Source organism: Albibacillus kandeliae, from assembly GCF_003116585.1.
Classification (GTDB): domain Bacteria; phylum Pseudomonadota; class Alphaproteobacteria; order Rhodobacterales; family Rhodobacteraceae; genus Albibacillus; species Albibacillus kandeliae.
Genome location: NZ_QEHM01000004.1, coordinates 378,711 through 391,888 on the forward strand (window position 1 = coordinate 378,711; position 13,178 = coordinate 391,888).

Annotated in this window: 15 protein-coding genes; 9 read left to right on the forward strand and 6 right to left on the reverse strand. The window is 66.8% G+C overall.

Features of this window, described 5'->3' with window-relative positions:
- Positions 1 to 73 precede the first annotated feature (73 nt).
- On the forward strand, positions 74 to 2,272 hold the full coding sequence (uvrB, locus tag DDT93_RS12540) for an excinuclease ABC subunit UvrB (RefSeq protein WP_109466182.1): 2,199 nt from the start codon (positions 74 to 76) through the stop codon (positions 2,270 to 2,272).
- A 24-nt stretch (positions 2,273 to 2,296) separates the two neighbouring features.
- On the opposite strand, the gene DDT93_RS12545 is transcribed toward uvrB, so the two are convergent.
- Positions 2,297 to 2,857 (reverse strand): hypothetical protein, encoded by a 561-nt coding sequence (locus tag DDT93_RS12545; RefSeq protein WP_109466183.1) that lies wholly within the window; start codon positions 2,855 to 2,857, stop codon positions 2,297 to 2,299.
- 112 nt (positions 2,858 to 2,969) lie between these two features.
- Between DDT93_RS12545 and DDT93_RS12550 the strand changes: the two genes are divergently transcribed.
- From DDT93_RS12550 to DDT93_RS12560, 3 genes are all read left to right on the forward strand, one after another.
- Positions 2,970 to 3,221: a hypothetical protein gene (locus tag DDT93_RS12550; protein WP_109466184.1), complete on the forward strand. Its 252-nt coding sequence runs from the start codon at positions 2,970 to 2,972 to the stop codon at positions 3,219 to 3,221.
- 123 nt (positions 3,222 to 3,344) lie between these two features.
- A complete protein-coding gene (locus DDT93_RS12555) occupies positions 3,345 to 3,683 on the forward strand; it encodes a DMT family transporter (protein ID WP_109466185.1) in 339 nt (112 codons plus the stop codon).
- 98 nt (positions 3,684 to 3,781) lie between these two features.
- A complete protein-coding gene (locus DDT93_RS12560) occupies positions 3,782 to 4,381 on the forward strand; it encodes a hypothetical protein (RefSeq protein WP_109466186.1) in 600 nt (199 codons plus the stop codon).
- On the opposite strand, the gene DDT93_RS12565 is transcribed toward DDT93_RS12560, so the two are convergent.
- Positions 4,371 to 4,961, reverse strand: a complete 591-nt coding sequence (locus DDT93_RS12565; RefSeq protein WP_109466187.1) for a gamma-glutamylcyclotransferase family protein — start codon at positions 4,959 to 4,961, stop codon at positions 4,371 to 4,373. The two genes, DDT93_RS12560 and DDT93_RS12565, sit on opposite strands and share 11 nt — an antisense overlap.
- Before the next feature lie 103 nt (positions 4,962 to 5,064).
- Between DDT93_RS12565 and DDT93_RS12570 the strand changes: the two genes are divergently transcribed.
- A complete protein-coding gene (locus tag DDT93_RS12570; protein ID WP_109466188.1) occupies positions 5,065 to 5,523 on the forward strand; it encodes an RrF2 family transcriptional regulator in 459 nt (152 codons plus the stop codon).
- Positions 5,524 to 5,538: 15 nt separating this feature from the next.
- Here DDT93_RS12570 and DDT93_RS12575 read toward each other — a convergent pair whose 3' ends face one another.
- Entirely contained in the window at positions 5,539 to 8,067 is a 2,529-nt protein-coding gene (locus DDT93_RS12575; protein WP_109466189.1) for an ABC transporter permease, read from the reverse strand.
- Positions 8,064 to 8,759: an ABC transporter ATP-binding protein gene (locus DDT93_RS12580; RefSeq protein ID WP_109466190.1), complete on the reverse strand. Its 696-nt coding sequence runs from the start codon at positions 8,757 to 8,759 to the stop codon at positions 8,064 to 8,066. The genes DDT93_RS12575 and DDT93_RS12580 overlap by 4 nt, the downstream gene beginning before the upstream one ends.
- Before the next feature lie 65 nt (positions 8,760 to 8,824).
- Between DDT93_RS12580 and DDT93_RS12585 the strand changes: the two genes are divergently transcribed.
- Together DDT93_RS12585 and DDT93_RS12590 are read left to right on the forward strand one after the other, a co-directional pair.
- On the forward strand, positions 8,825 to 9,466 hold the full coding sequence (locus tag DDT93_RS12585) for an arylesterase (protein ID WP_109466191.1): 642 nt from the start codon (positions 8,825 to 8,827) through the stop codon (positions 9,464 to 9,466).
- Between the two features lie 3 nt (positions 9,467 to 9,469).
- Entirely contained in the window at positions 9,470 to 10,087 is a 618-nt protein-coding gene (locus tag DDT93_RS12590; RefSeq protein WP_109466192.1) for an SOS response-associated peptidase, read from the forward strand.
- A 214-nt stretch (positions 10,088 to 10,301) separates the two neighbouring features.
- Here the strand turns inward: DDT93_RS12590 and DDT93_RS12595 are convergent, their stop codons facing one another.
- Both DDT93_RS12595 and DDT93_RS12600 read right to left on the reverse strand, forming a co-directional pair.
- Positions 10,302 to 10,511, reverse strand: a complete 210-nt coding sequence (locus DDT93_RS12595) for a cold-shock protein (protein WP_109466193.1) — start codon at positions 10,509 to 10,511, stop codon at positions 10,302 to 10,304.
- Positions 10,512 to 10,677: 166 nt separating this feature from the next.
- Positions 10,678 to 11,127, reverse strand: coding sequence for a DUF4329 domain-containing protein (locus tag DDT93_RS12600; protein ID WP_157960158.1), 450 nt, complete (start codon positions 11,125 to 11,127; stop codon positions 10,678 to 10,680).
- 546 nt (positions 11,128 to 11,673) lie between these two features.
- On the opposite strand from DDT93_RS12600, the gene DDT93_RS12610 reads away from it, so the two are divergent.
- Positions 11,674 to 12,651: a response regulator gene (locus DDT93_RS12610; RefSeq protein ID WP_109466196.1), complete on the forward strand. Its 978-nt coding sequence runs from the start codon at positions 11,674 to 11,676 to the stop codon at positions 12,649 to 12,651.
- A gap of 40 nt (positions 12,652 to 12,691) precedes the next feature.
- Positions 12,692 to 13,150: a hypothetical protein gene (locus tag DDT93_RS12615; RefSeq protein WP_109466197.1), complete on the forward strand. Its 459-nt coding sequence runs from the start codon at positions 12,692 to 12,694 to the stop codon at positions 13,148 to 13,150.
- Positions 13,151 to 13,178: the final 28 nt, after the last annotated feature.

The window sequence follows — 13,178 nt, forward strand, 5'->3', positions numbered from 1 at the left end:
CCGGATTCGGCGCTGCCCCTCTTGAAGTGGAACAAAAACAGATCAAATCTGTGCATGTCCCGAGGAATCGCCCATGCCCTATGCCAACTCCGACAAGTCGATGCCGATGCTGCACGCCCCTGCGCCGGATGTCCGCACGCGGGAAAAACTGGAGGGCGGCAAGCGGCTGGTGATGAACACCGAATTCCAGCCGGCGGGCGACCAGCCCAAGGCGATCAGAGACCTCAGTCAGGGGGTGCTCGACGGCGAGCGCGACCAGGTGCTGCTGGGTGCGACCGGCACCGGCAAGACCTACACCATGGCCAAGGTGATCGAGGAAACCCAGCGCCCGGCGATCATCCTCGCGCCCAACAAGACGCTGGCGGCGCAGCTCTACGGCGAGTTCAAGGGCTTCTTCCCCGACAACGCGGTCGAGTACTTCGTGTCCTTCTACGACTATTACCAGCCGGAGGCATACGTGCCGCGGTCGGACACCTATATCGAGAAGGAAAGCCAGATCAACGACCAGATCGACCGGATGCGCCACTCGGCCACCCGGGCGCTGCTGGAGCGTGACGACGTGATCATCGTGGCCTCGGTCTCGTGCATCTACGGTATCGGCTCGGTCGAGACCTACGGGGCGATGACTCAGGACCTCAAGGTCGGGCACGAGTACGACCAGCGGCAGGTGATGGCCGACCTCGTCGCGCAGCAGTACAAGCGCAACGATCAGGCGTTTCAGCGCGGGTCCTTCCGGGTACGGGGCGACAGCCTCGAGATCTTCCCGGCCCACCTCGAAGACCGGGCGTGGAAGCTTTCGTTCTTCGGTGAAGAACTGGAGAGCATCACCGAGTTCGATCCGCTCACCGGAGAAAAGACCGGCGCCTTCGACCAGATCCGCGTCTATGCGAACTCGCACTACGTGACGCCCAAGCCGACGATGCAGCAGGCCATGGTGCACATCAAGAAAGAGCTGCGCCAGCGGCTCGACCAACTGGTGGGCGAGGGCAAGCTGCTGGAAGCGCAGCGGCTGGAACAGCGCACCAACTTCGACCTCGAAATGCTCGAGGCCACCGGCGTTTGCAACGGCATCGAGAACTACTCGCGTTACCTGACCGGCCGCGCGCCTGGCGAGCCGCCCCCGACGCTCTTCGAATTCATCCCCGACAACGCCATCGTCTTTGCCGACGAGAGCCACGTCTCTGTGCCCCAGATCGGCGGCATGTACCGGGGCGACTACCGGCGCAAGTTCACGCTGGCCGAGCACGGCTTCCGCCTGCCTTCCTGCATGGACAACCGCCCCCTCAAGTTCGAGGAATGGGACGCGATGCGCCCGCAGTCGGTGTTTGTCTCGGCCACCCCCGGCAAGTGGGAGATCGAACAGACCGGCGGTGTGTTCACCGAACAGGTGATCCGCCCCACCGGCCTGCTGGACCCGGAGGTGGAGATCCGCCCGGTCTCGACCCAGGTCGACGACCTGCTCGACGAGGTGCGCCATGTCACCAAGCGCGGGTTCCGCACGCTGGTCACGACGCTGACCAAGCGCATGGCCGAGGACCTGACCGAATACATGCACGAGCAGGGCATCAAGGTCCGCTACATGCACTCCGACATCGACACGCTGGAGCGCATCGAGATCCTGCGCGACCTGCGCCTCGGTGCCTTCGACGTGCTGATCGGGATCAACCTGCTGCGCGAAGGGCTCGACATCCCCGAATGCGGGCTGGTGGCGATCCTCGACGCCGACAAGGAAGGCTTCCTGCGCTCCGAGACCTCGCTGATCCAGACCATCGGCCGGGCCGCCCGGAACGCCGAGGGCAAGGTCATCATGTACGCGGACTCGATCACCGGCTCGATGGAGCGCGCTCTGGCCGAGACCGACCGCCGCCGCGCCAAGCAGGTGGCCTATAACGAGGAACACGGGATCACCCCCGCGACGGTCAAGAAGAACGTAGATGACATCCTCGCGGGCCTCTACAAGGGCGACACCGACATGAACCGGGTCACCGCCACCATCGACCCGGCCCGCGCCGGGGCGAACCTGCAGGCGGTGCTGGAGGGGCTCAAGACCGACATGCGCAAGGCCGCCGAGAACCTCGAGTTCGAAGAGGCCGCCCGCCTGCGCGACGAGATCAAGCGGCTGGAAGCGGTCGACCTCGCCGTCCACGACGACCCGCTGGCGCGCCAGCAGGCCGTGGAGCGCGCCGCCGAGGCCGCGGTTGGCTCCAAGGGTCGCTCGACGGCGGGCCGCGCCGGTCAGCACGGCGGGAACGTCAGGCGGCGGAAGCGGTAGGGCGCTCCCCGCCCCCGGCTCCCGTCACTCGGTAGACCGCAGGATCTGGTTCAGGTCGCGTTCGATGGTCTGGAACTGCTGCAATTCCCGTTGCGGCAACCGCACGGCCGGGTCCGCTTTCAACCTCTCCAGCTGCGACGACAGGCTGTTGGCGAATGTCCTGGCCTGTGTCAGGGCTTCGGCCTGCGTCTCGATCCGCGCCTCCGCCTGCTGGAAAAGCCCGACCGCGCGTGTCACGTCGACATCGATGCTGGAGGCCCCGGTAAGGACCAGCGGCTCGTTTCGATAGTCGATCGCCCGGCCGTTCAGCTTGATCTCCGGCTCGGGGAAAGGGCTGTCGATCAGGTCGTTGGGATATACGGCAAGCCTCAGGCTCAGTTCGCCCTCGGGCTTCAGGTACTGGAACAGCAGGGCCGCGACAAAGCAGAGCGCGCCGATGACCATGAAGAACTTGAGCAGGCCAGCCCGCTGCGCGGTGATGTCCAGCGCCAACGCGATGACCACAAGAACGAGCATAAGCCCGGCCAGCCCCAGCGGCCCCCATTGAAGAAATTGCTGCAATGCATTTATGTTTTCGGTGGGCATGATGATCTCTCTAAAATGAATGAAATAAGCATCACTCTACCATAGGTAGAAAATCAGACCAACGCCGCTGGCGGTTCACCCGTTCGTCTGAGCCGCATGGAGAGCCCGAAGGATGGCCACCCTCCTCGCCACCCACACCCATCTTTACCCCGGCGCACGGGGCCGGGCGGAGGGCGTGGTCGAGGACGGGCCAGCAACGATAGTGTTCACCGATGAGGTCCGCGTCGCCGCGCGGCTGGAGGGCGAAACGCTCCATGTCGAGGCTTACGAGACCGGCGCCGGAACCGGCATCGTCGCCAAGACATGGCGCGTAAAATTCGCGGAAGACGGGTGCTTTCGGGTTATCGAACGCCTTACGCGTTGATTCCGTGAAATATCCCGACTAGGCTCTTCCCTGTCCGGCGCGGGCTATATTTCAACCGTCCGGATCCTTTCATCCGCCCCGTTTTGGGGAATTTCGTATCGCATTTTTAAGAGTGGCCTAGTCATGAGTCCCATATTTTCCGGTTATTTCTGCGCGCTATCCTGCGCCCTCGCGGTCATCGTAGCCGACATTCTCCTGAAACTCTCGGCCGATCGCGGCCACACCTTCTGGTCGCCGGGCGTGATGATCGCCTGCGGGCTCTACGTGCTCTCCGCGCTGTTCTGGTTCTGGTCGATGCGCAGCATGTCGCTGGCGCAGGCCGGCGTCACCTACACCATGTTCTCGCTGGTCTCGCTCTTCGTGATCGGGCTGCTGTTCTTCGACGAGGCCGCCGCCTGGCGCGAGTTCGCCGGGATCGCCTGCGCCCTCTGTGCCGTCCTGCTGATGGTAAAATTTACCTGAACCGGATCGCATTGTTCTGCGACTAATACCTGTTAGTCTTCCACCGCCTGCCAAGGCTCCTCCCAGGCCGGGCACATTACAAGGATCGTCATTCAGCCATGCGTTACCTGCTCGTCCTCGGCATCGCCGCCCTCCTCACCCTCACCGAAACCCCTGCCACCCGGGCCGGCGGCGGCGGATACGATGCTGCGCCCACCGGCCTGAATGACTCGCTGACCAACCGGGTCTCGAAGATGCTGACCAAGGGCGTGCGCGGCTGCTGGGACAAGCTGGACAAGCCCTATCGCTACGACTGCTACCGCGATGTCTACCAGAGCTCGGCGCGGCTGCTCGAAGGCAACCCGGCCTATGACGGGGCCCGCAAGGCGCTGCTGGATGTCGAGGCCTCGCTGACCCGCACCATCCAGAAGAACGCCGACCCCGCCGCGCCCCGGGCCCGGCGCGGCCTCAAGTCCTTCCAGGCGATCCGGCCCGAGGCGCTGCCCAGCGCCAAGCAGGACTTCGTCAAGGCGCTCGACAGCGGCTATACCCAGCTGTTGCGCTCGCCCTCCAGCGGCACCCACTACACGCGGATCGCGCAGGCGCTTGAAACCAACAAGCTGCTGCTGCGCTCGGCGATGCTGATGCTGCCGGTGCCCGACGTGATGAAAGCTGCGCTGTTCCGGGCGATGGCCCTGCCGGAGCCGGTCAGCCTCTGACCGGCTCCTCCGCCGCCACCATGACCTGCGCCCCGAGCGCCGCAAGGTGGCGGTCCACCAGCGCGACCTGCGCCGCCTCGAGAGTCTGGCTGCGGGGATAGCGCGGCGCGGCGCGGTCGTTCAGCACCGGCGCCTCCCAGCCCGAGGTGGTTTCGAAGAAGCGCGCCACGCCCGCCTCGCCGAATTCGCGCAGGTAGCCCTGCACCACCACATCGAGATAGCTCAGCAGGATCGGGTGCGCCGTGTCGCCCTCGCGCTGGCGGTGCGCGGGCACCGCGTAGACCGCGATCTCGGGCGCCTCCGGCAGGTCATGCGTCACCGCCGCGCTGGCCCCGATCCGGTCATAGGCGTACTCCCTTTCATCGAGCGCAGCCCAGTCGGCGCCCGGCACCCGCGCGATCAGCCCCTCGATCTCGGCCCCCGCCTCGGGCACGGCAGTCAGAAAGGCGATGGGGCGCAGCTCGGTATGGCACCAGGCCCGCCGCCAGCCGGTCAGCCGCGCGGGCCGGGCATCGGCGAAATCGTGGGTCCACCGGTTCACGAGACTTCCGTAACCAAAGAAATACGGGTCCGCGCTCATGTGGTCTCCTCCTTCGCCGTTATTGATGCATGTCAAATCACGCTTTGACCGTTTGTGGCAAGGTCACCGCCAATTTCCTGCCCCCAACAGGCGAGATTGAACCATGCGAATTACGAAAAGAACGAACATTGCCATGCGTCTGCTGATGTTCTGTGCCGCCAACGCGGACCGGCTGGTGACCAAGACCGAGGTCGCCGAATGCTGCGGAACGTCCGAGAACCATCTGGCGCAGGTGGTGAACCAGCTCAGCCAGCTTGACTACCTCAAGACCCAGCGCGGCCGGCGCGGCGGCCTGAAGCTGGCGCGCCCGGCCTCAGACATCAACGTCGGTTCGCTGTTCCGCGAGCTGGAAGGCAACCTGCCCCTGACCGAGTGCTTTGCCGAGGGCGAGGAACGCTGCCCGCTGGTCAGCTCCTGCTGGCTCCGGCTGGCCCTCGCGGATGCGGCAGAGGCCTTCTACCAACGCCTCGACGAGGTCTCGCTCGACGCGCTGGTCTGCGACAACGTCGATCTCGTGCGCTTGCTCAGCCCCAGCTGTGCCCACGCCCAGGCCACGGCCTGAGCCCACTGGCGCGCCCTATTCCCGGGCGCGCAGCACCTGCGCCGGGCGGGCCGCAAGCGGGCGCCATGCGAAAAGAAGCCCGGCCAGCATGGTCGCGATGATGCCCCCGGCGATGATGCCGAGCGCCGAGGGCCAGATGACCGCATAATCGGTCTCGAAGACAAAGGCGCTGACCGCCCAGCCGCCGCCGATCCCAGCGGCGAGCGCGACCACCCCGGCAGCAAGCCCCAGCAGCGCCGACCGCAGGGCAAAGCTCGCAAGGATACGGCTGCGCGCCGCGCCCAGCGTCTTGAGCACGGCTGCCTCGTAGGTGCGCGCGCCTTCGCCCGCAGCCGCCGCGCCGATCAGCACGAGGAAGCCGGTCAGCAGGGTCGCCGCCGCACCGTAGGAGGTGGCCGAGGCGATGCCCGACAGCACCTCGCTCACCCGGTCGATGGCGTCCCGCACTCGGATCGCGGTGATGTTCGGATAGGAGGTTGCAAGGTCGCGCAGCAGCGGCGCCTCGGCATCGGGCGCGGCATAGACGGTCGCGATGTAGGTATGCGGCGCGGCTTCCAGCGCCTTGGCGTTCATCGTCAGGACAAAGCCCATGCCCGCGTTCGAGAAATCGACCTCGCGAAAGCTGGTGATGGTCGCGGTGATGTCGCGCCCGAGGATGTTCAGCGTCATGGTATCGCCCAGCTTCAGGCCGATCTCGGCGGCCTCCTCGGCCGAAAAGCTGATCTGCGGCGGGCCGTCATAGCCCTCGCCCCACCACGTCCCGGCCGTGATCCGGGTGCGCTCGGGCAGCGCGTCGGCATAGGTGATGCCCCGGTCGCCCCGGACGACCCAGTGCCCCCCGGCCACCTCCTGCGCGGGGCGGCCGTTGATGCGGGTGATGACGCCCCGCAGCATCGGCGCGCTGTCCATGCGCGATACTTCGGGGTCACCCTGCACCCGCTCGGTGAACCCCTCCATCTGATCCTTCTGGATGTCGACGAAGAAGTAGGAGGGGGCCACGTCGGGCAACTCGCCCGAGATCGCGCGGCGGATGTTGCCGTCGATCTGTCCGACGGCGGCAAGGACCGACAGGCCGAGCCCCAGAGACAGCACGACCGATACCGCGCCTTCGCGCGTGCCTGACACAGCGGAGAGCGCCCAGCGCAGGGCCGGTCGCCCCCGCGCGACGGAGGCGCCGCGCCGGGCGAGGCGGCGGATCAGGAAGGCGGCAAGCGCGAGCAAAACCAGAGCCCCGGCAAGGCCCGCGGCCATCCAGACCGTCAGCCGCCATGTCCCGCTGAACCAGACCGCGCAGCCGATCAGCAGCGCCAGCGCCAGCAGCGTCGCCACCACGTAGCGCGGGCGCGGCACGATCCGGGCGGACGAGAGCGCGTCGCGGAACAGCGTCGCGGCGCGCACCTCCTCGGTCCGGGCCAACGGCCAGAGGGTGAAGATGAACGCGGTCAACAGGCCGTAGATCGCGGATTCCACCAGCGGTCGGGGATAGATGGCAAAGACTGCTGGCACCGGCAGCTGCGCCTCCAGCAGCGGCCCGAGGAGCACCGGGATGCCCGCGCCGAGGACAAGGCCCAGCACGATCCCCACGAGGGAGAGCGCGCCGATCTGCAGGAAATAGGTCTGGAAGATGGTCGCCCGGTCCGCGCCCAGCGTGCGCAGCGTGGCGATCACGCCGGTCTTGCCCGCAAGGTAGGCCCGCACCGCCGCAGAAACCCCGACCCCGCCCACGGCAAGGCCGGAGAGACCGACCAGCACGAGGAAGGCGCCCAGCTGATCGACGAAGCGTCGCACGCCGGGTGCCCCGTCGCGCGCGTCGCGCCAGCGCATGCCGGTCTCCTGAAACCGAGCCCGGGCCTGTGCCGCCGTGGCCGAAAGGTCCGCGCCCGGTGGCAGGTCCAGCCGGTAGTCGGTGGAAAACAGCGACCCCGGCGAGATCAGCCCAGACCCGTCAAGCGCCGGGGTGGCCACGATGGTGCGCGGCCCCAGCCCGAAACCGGCCGAGGCATTGTCGGGCTCGCGCGCGAGGATCGCCGACAGCACGAAGTTCTGCGTGCCCAGCCGGAACCCGTCACCGGGCCGCAGCCCGAGCCGGTCGGCCAGCACCCGCTCCATCACTGCGCCGGGCACCCCGTCCTGCCCCGCCAGCGCCTGCGCCAGCGGCATCTCGGGGTCCAGCTGCACCGTGCCCACCAGCGGATAGGCATCATCCACCGCCTTGACCTGGGTCAGCGCCCGCTCGGCGGTGCCGTTCTCCCCGACCACCGCCATCGAGCGGAAATCGACCACCTCCGACACCGCAAGGGCGTTCGCTCTCATCCAGTCCCGCTCTTCCTGGGTGGCGAAGCGGTAGGTGAACTCCATCTCGGCATCGCCGCCCAGCAGCGCCGCCCCCTCGCGCGCCAGCCCCGCCTCGATCGAGGACCGGACGGTGCCGACGGCGGCAATGGCCGCAACGCCCAGCGCAAGGCAGGCAAGGAAGATGCGAAACCCCCTGAGACCGCCCCGCAATTCGCGGCGGGCGAAGGTAAGGGCAGTCGGCAGGCTCATTCGGCGGCGGCGTGTTCGAGTTCGCGCTCGAGCTGACCGTCGCGCAGGCGGATCACCCGGTCACACCGCTCGGCCAGTTCGGGCGCGTGGGTCACCATCACCAGTGTTGCGCCATGACGGTCCCGCAACCCGAACAGCAGGTCCATGATCGCCGCGCCGTTGCTCTCGTCGAGGTTCCCGGTGGGCTCGTCGGCCAGCAGGATGTCGGGGCGCGGCGCCGAGGCCCGCGCCAGCGCCACGCGCTGCTGCTCGCCCCCGGAGAGCTGCGCCGGATAGTGGTCGGCCCGGTGACCAAGGCCCACGGCCTCCAGCTCCTCCATCGCGCGGCGATAGGCATCGCGCTTGCCGGCAAGCTCCAGCGGAGTCGCCACGTTCTCGAGCGCGGTCATGGTCGGGATCAGGTGGAAGGACTGGAACACGACGCCCATGTGGTCGCGGCGGAACCGCGCCAGAGCGTCCTCGTCCATCGCCGTCAGGTCATGGCCCAGCGCGGAAATCCGGCCGCCGGTCGCCTGTTCGAGGCCGCCCATCAGCATCAGCAGCGAGGACTTGCCGGAGCCGGAGGGGCCGATCAGGCCGAGGGTTTCGCCACGCGCGACGTCGAGCGAGATGCCGCGCAGGATATCGACCCGCCCGGCATTGCCATTCAGCGACAAAGACGCATCATAAAGGGAAAGAACTGGGTCAGACATGGGCCCTGTTGTCTTGCTAGCGGTATCATTTGAAACGTGACCTCTCATATGGAGCCCTGCCCGCCATGCACAAGGCCTTGACGTGCATTGTTTTCGCCTGTTTCGCACTTGCGGCGCGGGCCGAGCCCGTGACCATCGCCGCACTGGGCGACAGCCTGACCCAGGGCTACGGGCTGCCGCAGGAGGATGGCCTCGTCCCGCAGCTTGAAACATGGCTTGCGGCGCATGGCGCCGATACCGTGCTGATCAACGCGGGCGTCTCGGGCGACACCACCGCAGGCGGCGCCGCACGGGTGGACTGGACCCTGACCCCCGAGGTCGACGCGATGATCGTGACGCTGGGCGGTAACGATTTGTTGCGCGGCATCGACCCCGCCGTCTCGCGCTCCAACCTCGAAACCATCCTGAAAGCAGCCGAAGCCGCCGACGTTCCCGTCCTGCTGATCGGCATGGAGGCGCCCTCCAACTACGGTCCCGACTACAAGGCGGCGTTCGAGGGCAACTATGCCGAACTGGCCCAGCAGTACGGGACCCTGTTCCTCCCCAGCTTCCTCGCCGGGCTGGCGGGGCAGGGCGCCGACCCGGCGAGCCTCGCGCCGCTGATGCAGGCGGATGGCATCCACCCCAACGCCGAGGGCGTCCGCCGGATCGTCGAGGCCATCGGGCCAACGGTGCTCCAGCTGATCGACCGGGCAAGGGCCGGCTGAACCATGCCGGGCCGCGTCTTCCTGACCGCCACGCCCGAGGATATCGCGACCGCGCTCGGCGTCCCGGCCGCCCCCATCGCAGACGAACCCCCACGCCGGAATATCGCGCCCGGTCAACAGGTTGTCACGCTGGCGCCCGAGGGTCTGACGCGGATGCGCTGGGGGATCATCCCGGTGGGCCGGGTCAACGCACGGGGCCGCCCGGTGATGGAAACCATCATCAACGCGCGGTCGGAAACCGTCTTCGACAAGACCGCGTTCGTGGGCGTCGGCCGGGCCGTTCTGCCGGTGAACGGCTGGTACGAATGGACCGGCGAGACCCGGCGCAAGACCGCGTGGCGCATCACACCAACCGGGGGCGGGCTGCTCTTCTTCGCCGCGATCAGCGACGTCTGGACCGCGCCGGGCGGGCAGAGGCTGCACCAGGTGGCGGCGGTCACCTGCGAGCCCTCGGGCGACGTGCGCGCAGTCCATCACCGGATGGCGGTGATCCTTGCGCCAGAGGACATCCCCCTCTGGCTGAACGGTGGCGAGGCAGAGGCGCAGGCCCTGTGCAGGCCCTGGCCCGATGGGCGGTTGTCGGTGGAAAAGGCGGACGACGTGGACTGGGCGGCGCCCTGAGGGAACCGGCCTGATCAGACATCGGAGTGCGGGAGAGATCGGATTTGGACAGAGCCTGCGCCCGTCCGCCCCACTGGGCGGGCGCGGCCCCTTCCAAACGTCAAAACCGACCCCACGGGAAAGGTTCGATCACCACATTCCCGGGTCTTGCCGATTGAAACGCGTGGCAGGGGCCCGCCGCTGCGGCCCCCTGCCGAATTCGGTCAGCGACGTATCAGTCAGCCAGCGCGATGTTCACCGCGGACTCGCGGCCATCACGGCCGGGCTGAATGTCGAAGGTCACCTTCTGCTGGTCGGCCAGGCCGGTCAGGCCAGCGCGCTCGACAGCAGAGATGTGGACGAAGACGTCCTTGCTGCCACCATCGGGGGCGATGAAGCCGTAGCCCTTGGTGGTGTTGAACCATTTGACGGTGCCCGTAGCCATCGTCGTTACTCCTGTTTTAGTATCCTACCCGCAGGATGCGGCAGGCCGGCAAAGTCAATAGATCGAGGACTGAGCCGTAGAGGAGCAGTGGGGTCGATAGCTTAACGTCGCGCTCTCCCATATGCTTCAAAACCCGGATTCGTGCAAGGATTCGCGAAAACCCGGCTCAACGCGCCTCCAGCCGGCGCAACGCGCGATAGGTGTAGCTTGGGGCGATTTCGCCGTCGTCCCCCTCGCGGAAGGACGGATCCTGCGGCAGGCAGCCGGGCCCGCAGATCTGGTGCACGACCATGCGGCGGCTGTCGATGAACCAGAGCCGCCCGCCCGGTGTCGCGACGTAACCGTTCACCCCTTCGCTGCGGTCGCTCTGCATGTCCAGCACGGTGGGAAACTCGGCCGGAACGTCGGGATCATAGGCGCCGTGGGTGTGCAGCGACGCGATCGGCACGATCCCGCCAGCGGGCATCTGCGGGGTGCAGCCGTCCCGGTCGCCGCGCTCCATCTCGGTGAAGGCCAGCGCGCCCGCCGCATCTCGATAGAGGTAGCCGCAGAACTCCCGCTCGGTCACGAAGGAGAACAGCTGCAACGGGGCGAGCCGTCCGCGAACTGCGGCCACCTCCTCTTTCGGCGGGTCGCTTGGCGGGGTCTCCGCCCCGAAGACAGCCGCAAAGAAAAACGCAATGAAAACAAATAGATTCACGCCATGCTCCACCGCGTATCTGGCCTGTCGGACATGGATCGGCGGGGCATGACGGCGGCTTTCACAAGGTCCCTTGACCCGCCGAGAATGGAGCGCCCCGGTGCGCAGGGTCAATGGCCGCCACGCCCCTCAGGAACCATTCCGGCCTCCCCTCGGTTGTCATGTGAACCAGTTCACGGACGGACCTCCCACGACATGATTGACAGTCCAGACCCGTCGGAGCGGGCCCCGCGCCCCTCTCCGGCAAGAACTCGCGCATCATGGAACGGGGCGGAAAACACATGTGGATCAGATACTTGAACAATCCCTGCCCGATCCTGATCAGCGCCCCGCGAAACGCCCACGAAAAGTCCCAATTCGCGCCCAAATCAAGTCCAATTTCGGCCCGCATTATCCTCGATACGTGAACCAAACCGAAATCCTTCCGAGCATTCGGGCGTACCCGAGGGAGACAGGCACAAGATGCGAATACTGGCCGTCGATGATGATCCGATCATCCAGGACCTGCTGCGGGACAGCCTTGCCGCTCAGGGTCAGACCGATCTGACCCTCGCCTCCAGCGCCGAGGAAGCTGTTGCCTTGCTCGAGGCGGCCAAGCGTCCGTTCGAGACGTTCCTGCTCGACATTCACCTGCCGGGATCGGACGGGATCGACCTCTGCCGTCAGATCCGCGCGCAGGACCGGCACCGCATGACGCCGATCATCATGATCACCGCCTCGCGCGAGCCCGACATGATGCATCGCGCCTTCGACGCCGGCGCGACCGATTACGTCAGCAAGCCATTCGACAGCCTCGAACTCGGGACCCGCGTCAAGCTGGCCCAGATGCTGAACGAGAGCGTTCTGCGCGAACAGAGCAACCGGCACCGTCTGGAAGAGCTGACCCGCCTGACCAGGATCGAGTTCGACGAGCGCGTCGCGCTGACCGGCATCGAAGGCATCTGCGACATCCTCGAAATCGAGAACCAGCTGCTGCGCAGCACCACGGGCTGCTACGCGATGAGCCTCCTCGCCGTCGAGATGATCAGCGCGCACTCCCGCTACTCCTCGGTCAGCGCCGCGCAGTTCCGGCAGGACCTCGACTCCATCGGCAAGGCGATCGCCGACTCCGTGAACGTGGGCAACACCCGCGTCGCCTATGCCGGGCACGGTATCTTCGTTCTGGTGCTGCATGGCCGCAAGCGGATCGACGTGCGCAGCCTGAGCCAGGAGATCAACGACCGGCTCGCGGACGAATGGTCCCCGATCAGCGACACCGCGCGCAAGGCGCCCGAGACCCGCACGCTCGAGATCTCGGGCAACCGCCTGTGGTCGGGCATGGCCGCCAGCAACGCGCTGAACGCCTTCCTCAGCAAGAGCGACCGCATCCCGATGATCAAGCGCGCCGAAGAAGAGCAGCTCTTCGCGGCCATGCGCAAGCGCATGTTCCAGAGCGACTGAGTTCACCAAAGATTAACCTCGACTTTCGAAAAGTTCCTTCATGACCCTGTACCTGCACCCGAATTCGACCCGGAACCTCATGTTCTTCTCCCTGAACCTGGGGCAGAGCGGTGGCACCCTGCTGACCGACCGGATCGACTCGCTGCGTGCAGCCATCGCCCTGACGGCAACCGCCCTACCCTTCATCGAGGAAGCATGGGCGGTCCTGCCCGACCGGATCGAGGCGGTCTGGTCCCTGCCCGAGGGGGATACCCGGCTGGAACAGCGCTGGACGATGGTCGAACGGGTCTTCTCCTTCTGCCTCACCGAGGCCGAACAGGCCGGGTTCGCCATTGCCCGCCCTGCCCTGCAGCACAGGCTGGACGACGTGGTGTCCTATGCCGAGGCCGTGCGCCGCTGCTGGTTCGCCCCGGTCCGCGCCGGGCTGGCCGACCGCCCCGAGGACTGGGTCTATTCCTCCATCCATCGCGAAAGCCCCGCGATGCAACTGGTGGCCTGACAGGCCCGCGCCCAGGCGCTATCTGCCG

Coding starts and splice junctions, on each gene's coding strand:
- DDT93_RS12575 (WP_109466189.1), bottom strand. CDS start 8,067: ATGAGCCTGCCGACTGCCCTTACCTTCGCCCGCCGCGAATTGCGGGGC.
- DDT93_RS12595 (WP_109466193.1), bottom strand. CDS start 10,511: ATGGCTACGGGCACCGTCAAATGGTTCAACACCACCAAGGGCTACGGC.
- DDT93_RS12590 (WP_109466192.1), top strand. CDS start 9,470: ATGCCGGGCCGCGTCTTCCTGACCGCCACGCCCGAGGATATCGCGACC.
- DDT93_RS12565 (WP_109466187.1), bottom strand. CDS start 4,961: ATGAGCGCGGACCCGTATTTCTTTGGTTACGGAAGTCTCGTGAACCGG.
- DDT93_RS12555 (WP_109466185.1), top strand. CDS start 3,345: ATGAGTCCCATATTTTCCGGTTATTTCTGCGCGCTATCCTGCGCCCTC.
- DDT93_RS12545 (WP_109466183.1), bottom strand. CDS start 2,857: ATGCCCACCGAAAACATAAATGCATTGCAGCAATTTCTTCAATGGGGG.
- DDT93_RS12615 (WP_109466197.1), top strand. CDS start 12,692: ATGACCCTGTACCTGCACCCGAATTCGACCCGGAACCTCATGTTCTTC.
- DDT93_RS12570 (WP_109466188.1), top strand. CDS start 5,065: ATGCGAATTACGAAAAGAACGAACATTGCCATGCGTCTGCTGATGTTC.
- DDT93_RS12580 (WP_109466190.1), bottom strand. CDS start 8,759: ATGTCTGACCCAGTTCTTTCCCTTTATGATGCGTCTTTGTCGCTGAAT.
- DDT93_RS12610 (WP_109466196.1), top strand. CDS start 11,674: ATGCGAATACTGGCCGTCGATGATGATCCGATCATCCAGGACCTGCTG.
- DDT93_RS12585 (WP_109466191.1), top strand. CDS start 8,825: ATGCACAAGGCCTTGACGTGCATTGTTTTCGCCTGTTTCGCACTTGCG.
- DDT93_RS12550 (WP_109466184.1), top strand. CDS start 2,970: ATGGCCACCCTCCTCGCCACCCACACCCATCTTTACCCCGGCGCACGG.
- uvrB (WP_109466182.1), top strand. CDS start 74: ATGCCCTATGCCAACTCCGACAAGTCGATGCCGATGCTGCACGCCCCT.
- DDT93_RS12560 (WP_109466186.1), top strand. CDS start 3,782: ATGCGTTACCTGCTCGTCCTCGGCATCGCCGCCCTCCTCACCCTCACC.